Annotated in this window: 3 protein-coding genes and 2 pseudogenes; 3 read left to right on the forward strand and 2 right to left on the reverse strand. The window is 76.3% G+C overall.

Annotation, left to right across the window (positions count from 1 at the left end):
* Nucleotides 1–219 precede the first annotated feature (219 nt).
* Together ACYVM4_RS12380 and ACYVM4_RS12385 are read left to right on the forward strand one after the other, a co-directional pair.
* Nucleotides 220–1,174: pseudogene (locus ACYVM4_RS12380) on the forward strand (alcohol dehydrogenase catalytic domain-containing protein).
* A 179-nt stretch (nt 1,175–1,353) separates the two neighbouring features.
* A pseudogene (locus ACYVM4_RS12385) lies at nt 1,354–1,911 on the forward strand (MBL fold metallo-hydrolase); the annotation flags it as partial.
* Nucleotides 1,912–1,961: 50 nt separating this feature from the next.
* Here the strand turns inward: ACYVM4_RS12385 and ACYVM4_RS12390 are convergent.
* Entirely contained in the window at nt 1,962–3,269 is a 1,308-nt protein-coding gene (locus ACYVM4_RS12390) for a hypothetical protein (protein ID WP_460668734.1), read from the reverse strand.
* A 295-nt stretch (nt 3,270–3,564) separates the two neighbouring features.
* Nucleotides 3,565–4,485 (reverse strand): aquaporin, encoded by a 921-nt coding sequence (locus ACYVM4_RS12395; protein ID WP_460668735.1) that lies wholly within the window; start codon nt 4,483–4,485, stop codon nt 3,565–3,567.
* Between the two features lie 144 nt (nt 4,486–4,629).
* Here ACYVM4_RS12395 and ACYVM4_RS12400 point away from each other — a divergent pair.
* Nucleotides 4,630–5,526, forward strand: an 897-nt coding sequence (locus ACYVM4_RS12400) for an ADP-ribosylglycohydrolase family protein (RefSeq protein ID WP_460668736.1), incomplete at its 3' end; no start/stop codon positions are given.

Consider the following 5,526-nt stretch of genomic DNA (forward strand, 5'->3'; position numbering starts at 1 on the left):
CCGTCGCGCCGGGGAAGGGTCCGCACCGTCCGGGTCCGCACCGTCAGGGTGCGCGCTCTCGGGCGCAGGATTCCGTGCGCCGGTGGTGGGCCTGCCCGGGCACGGCAGGGCGGCGCCGATTTCCAGTGCCGCACGGCGCGCCCGGGGCGTCCTTCCCTAGACTGGGGAGCGGTGTTCCGGACCGGAACCGTCACGTCGTCCGCAGGAAAGGTCCCACTCATGCACGAGGTCAGAGCCGTCGTCGTCACGGCGAAGAACGCACCAGCCACCCTCGAGACGATCCTCGTCCCGGACCCGGGGCCCGGGGAGGCGCTCGTGGACGTCCTCACCTGCGGGGTGTGCCAGACCGACCTGCACTACAAGGAGGGCGCGGTGGGCGACGACTACCCCTACCTGCTCGGCCACGAGGCCGCGGGCGTGGTGTCCGCGGTCGGGGAAGGGGTCACGGAGGTCGCCGTCGGCGACAAGGTCATCCTCAACTGGCGGGCGGTGTGCGGGCAGTGCCGGGCCTGCCGCAGGGGCGAGCCCTGGTACTGCTTCGCCACCCACAACGCCACCCAGAAGATGACGCTGGCCGACGGCACCGAGCTCTCCCCCGCCCTGGGCATCGGGGCGTTCGCCGAGAAGACCCTCGTGGCCGCCGGGCAGTGCACCAAGATCGAGGGCGAGCTCGAGGACCACCAGTACGCCGCGGTGGGCCTGCTCGGCTGCGGGGTGATGGCCGGCATCGGCGCCGTCCTCAACACCGGCGCCGTGCAGCGCGGGGAGTCCGTGGCCGTGATCGGCTGCGGCGGGGTCGGCACTGCGGCGATCGCCGGCGCCGCACTGGCCGGGGCGACCACGATCATCGCGGTGGACCTCGACGACGAGAAGCTGGCCACCGCGCAGAAGTTCGGCGCCACCCACACGGTCAACTCCCAGGAGCAGGACCCCGTGGCGGCGATCCGGGCGNCTGGACGAGGTCTTCGGCCGCGGCGGGTCCATCAAGTCCGCCTGGTACGGCGACACCCTCCCCACCCGCGACTTCCCGATGCTGGTGGACCAGTACCGGCTGGGCCGGCTGGACCTGGACGGGTTCGTCTCCGAGCGCATCGGGATCGAGGACGTCGAGCCGGCGTTCGAACGGATGACCGCCGGCAAGGTGCTGCGCTCCGTCGTGGAGATCGACCGATGAGCCCCGTCGACGGCCACGACGGCGAGGCCCTGCCCGACAAGGAGCGCACCCATCCCGCCGACCACGGCGCCGTCCCCGTGCGGCCCGCCGGGGGTGCCGGCCGGGCCCGCATCGACCGGCTGGTCACCGCCGGGACGTTCTCCCTCGACGGCGGGACCTGGGAGGTGGAGAACAACGTGTGGATCGTGGGCGACGACGACGAGTGCGTGGTGATCGACCCGGCTCACGACCCCGCCGCGGTGGTGGAGGCCGTCGCCGGGCGCACGGTCACCGCGGTCCTGCTCACCCACGCCCACGACGACCACATCCGCTCGGTCAAGGAGGTGGCCGGACAGGTGGGCGGGACGATCCACCTGCACCCGGAGGACACGGTGCTGTGGGAGCAGGTCTACCCGAAGACACCCTTCGACGCCGCGATCGCCGACGGGGACGAGTTCACCGTGGCCGGGACGACCCTCACCGCGCTGCACACCCCGGGCCACTCCCCCGGGTCGGTGTGCTTCTCCGCGCCGGACCTGGGCCAGGGCGGGGTGCTGTTCTCCGGGGACACCCTTTTCCAGGGCGGTCCCGGGGCCACCGGCCGCTCGTACTCGGACTTCCCCACGATCGTGGACTCCATCCGCGAGCGGCTGCTCACCCTGCCGGAGTCCACGGAGGTCCTCACCGGCCACGGGGACCCCACCACGATCGGGGCGGAGGCACCGCACCTGCAGGAGTGGATCGACCGCGGCCACTGACCGGCCCCACCCGGACCACCTCCACCCGCCGGGCCTCCGGGCCCGGCGGGTCAGAGGTCGCCGGGGCTGATCCGCCGCCAGCGGTGCACGAAGGTCAGCGCCGTGGCGAGCAGGGCGGCCGCGGAGAGCACCGGCACGAGTGCCGCGCTCCGGTAGCCCCAGGACTCCCCCCACCACCCGGACAGGGCGAGACCCCCCGTCAGTCCCACGCTCATCACGGCGGTCATCACCGTGGTCAGGGCCGTGACGCGGTCGCTGGGGGCCACGAGCCGCGCGATCTCGTAGACCGCCACGAGGCACGGGCCGGTGGTCAGCCCGGCCAGGGCCAGCACGACCACCATTCCCGCGGAGTCGTCGGGGATCGTGAGGAGCATCGCGGCGAGCACGGCCCCGGAGGACGCCGCCACCCAGCGGTTCCACAGCCGGAGCTCCTCGGTGCGGGCGGACGCGGCCACCGCCGCCAGGGCCGAGGTCAGCCCGGAGACCGCGTGCAGCCAGCTGACGGAGATCACCGCGTCCACGGCGGTCGCGAAGACGACGACCGCGCCGAGGGTCGACCCCACGAGAGCGCCCAGCGCGCCCATCCCCAGCACGGGGAGCAGCCGGAGCTGCCGCGCCCGGCGGCGGAGCCGGCGGGCCGCCCGGTTCGGGGCGGCTCCGACGGGCGGCAGGAACCGGATCAGCCCCGGCGGCAGGCGGGCGGAGCAGTGCAGCAGGAACACCGTGGTGCCCACGAGCGTGAGGGTGGCCGCGAGCACCAGCACGGCGACCGGCCCGAGGGTCACGGCGACGAGGCCGGTGACCGCGGCCGCCAGGACGGTGCCCAGCGCGTCCATGACGCTCTCGTGGCGCAGGGCGGTGTCGAAGAGGTCCTCCCGGGCGTCCCGGGCCAGCAGGGACCACCAGCGCAGCCGGCACGCCACGCCCATCTGCGGCAGCACGAGTCCGGCGAGCAGGCACGGGAGCACCAGCTGGGCGGGGGCGGCCCCGCTGTCGGCGGCGAGATCCGGGAGCCGCCGCACGAGCCACCACATCACGAGCGGATTCACGAGGGTGAGCAGCACCAGGCCGACCTGTCGCCGGCGCCACGAGGCGGCCGCGCCCATGGCGAGCCCGCACAGGGCCGAGCCGAAGGTCACGGCCGCGGCGCAGAAGGTGCCCAGGGCCGGGGACCCCGAGATCAGCGCCACCGTGATCAGCACGCCGAGCGGGACCATGGTCTGGGGAAGCCGCACGAGCAGGGTCAGCACGGGGTACAGGGCGCCGCTGACGGCGGCGAGCTCCCGGGAGTCGGCCAGGGGCGATCGGGCGGCCGTGCTGAAGCCTCCGAGGGGCTCGGCGGCGCGTGCACGGCTCACGGGGGTACCTCCGCTTCCTCCCGACGGCGGCCGGGCACGGACCAGCCTAGCCCCGCCGCTCGGCCGATGACGGAAAGCGTCGCCCCCCGCGGTGGGCTGTGGCCGCGGACCCGGCGCGGGCTCCGGGACCTCGTCCTGCGGGCGCCGGGGACGGGCCCGGCTGTCCGTGGGGCACGGCCGGGCGCGCCCCGAGGGCGCCGCGGCCGGAAGGACGTGCCGAGGCGCCGGTCGGAGGCGCGGACGAACCGCCCGCCGTCGATCCGGCGGCCCTGCCGGACCCGGCAGGGCCGCGGGCTCACCGCTCCTGGTCCGGCGTGGAGGCCGCGGCCGGGGTGCTCTCGGTCGCGGCGAGCGCATCGGTGCCGCGGCGCGGCCGCGACAGGGCCACCGAGCGGTGGACCAGACCGGCGACGAGACCGCCGAGCAGCGGGGCGACCCAGAACAGCCACAGCTGGCCGAGGTGGCCGGCGCCAGCGACCACGGCGGCGCCCGTCGAGCGCGCGGGGTTCAGCGATCCGCCGTCGAACGGCGCGGTGATCGTGAGCAGGAACGCGAGGGCCGCGCCGATGGCCACGGGGGCGAGCACCGCGTTGGCCCGCGGCGCCGTGGAACCCAGGACCACGAGGGCGAACAGGGCGGTCGCCACGAACTCGACGAGCAGCACGGTGGTCCACCCCGCCTGAGAGGTGGAGTTCTCGCCGAAGCCGTTGGACACCGCGCCGAGGACCTGCGCGGTGGTCGAGGAGTCGAGCAGGGTGGCGAGCACGGCCCACAGCACGCCCGCGGCGGCGAGCGCGCCGAGCACCTGGGCCACGACGTAGCCGACCGCCGCCCTGGCAGGGGTGCGCCCGGCCACGACCGCGGCGAGCGTGACCGCGGGGTTGAAGTGCCCCCCGGAGACGTGCCCGAAGGCGACGATCGCGGCGACCAGGCCCAGGCCGAAGCCGAGGGCGGAGTCGATGACCTCCGTCGCGAACATGCCCGTGCCCAGACCGGCGAAGACCAGCAGCGCCGTGCCGGCGAACTCGGCGGCCCACCGGGCCGGCGCGGACGCGGCGTCCGGGGCGCCGGCGGGCACGGTGTCCTTGCGCGCGGCGACGGGCACGGGAGCCGCGAGGCCCTCCGAGCCGGGGGCGGCGGGCGTGCCGTCGTGGACGGCGGTGTCGGCGCCGTCGGCGACGGGGCGCGCGGTGGTGCCGGGAACGTGGTGACTCATGGAGCTCTCCTCGAAGGTCGGGGCGGCACGGTCGGGGGTGCCCGTGCCGGCGGGGCGCCGGGCGCCCGTGCCATGCAACCACACTCCCCTGAAGGGCAGTTGAACCCGCCCTGGTCCGTGTCGGCCGCCGACTACACTGACCGCATGCCCGCACCCTTGCTCTCCCCCGACGCCGGCCTCGACCCCGCCTGGCCCGAGTACGCCGACTCCGTGCGCGCCGCCCTGCTGGGCGGAGCCCTCGGGGACGCGCTGGGCGCCCGCGTGCGCTCCGACCGCCGCCCCGAGGCGACCGGCGCGGACGCTCCCGCCGGCCCGGAGAGCACCGGCGGCCCCGCCGGGGAGCTGCGGATCTCCGACGCCACCCAGCTGACGCTCTACACGCTGGACGCCCTGCAGGAGGTCGTCGAGTGGGCGAACCAGGGCCACGCCGCCGACGAGACCGCGTGCCTGTGGCTGGCCTACCTGCGCTGGCTGGGCACCCAGGGCGAGCGCCACCCGGCCGAGGCGCCGCGGCCCCTGCCCCGCCGGATCGACGAGCTCGAGGCCCTGCACGCCGTGCGGGAGCCCGACGGGACGGTGCTGGAGGCGCTCCGGTCCGGCCGGATGGGCGAGGTCGAGCGCCCGCTGCTGCCGCACGCCAAGGGCGCCGGACCGGTGCTGCGCTCGGCCCCGTTCGGGCTCCTCCCCCACGTCGGCTGGCGCACGCTCGCTCCGCTGGCCATCAACGGCGCCGCGCTGACCCACGGGCACCCCGAGGCGCAGTCCTCGGCTGCCGTCCACGGCTTCGTGATCCACGCCGCCGTGCGGGCCCGCCGGGAGGGCGTGCCGCGGCCGGTCGCCGCGGCCGTGGCCGCCGCCCGCGAGACCGCGGAACACCTCACACGGCCGGTGGCCGAGACCCTCGCCCGGCTCGACGACGCCGTGCGCGCCGCCGGGCGGGAGGACCTCGGCCCCGAGGCGCTCCCGCGGCTGCTCGGCGCGGGCGGGGCGGCCCCCGAGACCCTGGCGGGCGGGCTGGGCGCGGCCCTGCGCGCGGAGGCC

The organism is Kocuria himachalensis (assembly GCF_054784195.1).

Coding starts and splice junctions, on each gene's coding strand:
- ACYVM4_RS12395 (WP_460668735.1), bottom strand. CDS start 4,485: ATGAGTCACCACGTTCCCGGCACCACCGCGCGCCCCGTCGCCGACGGC.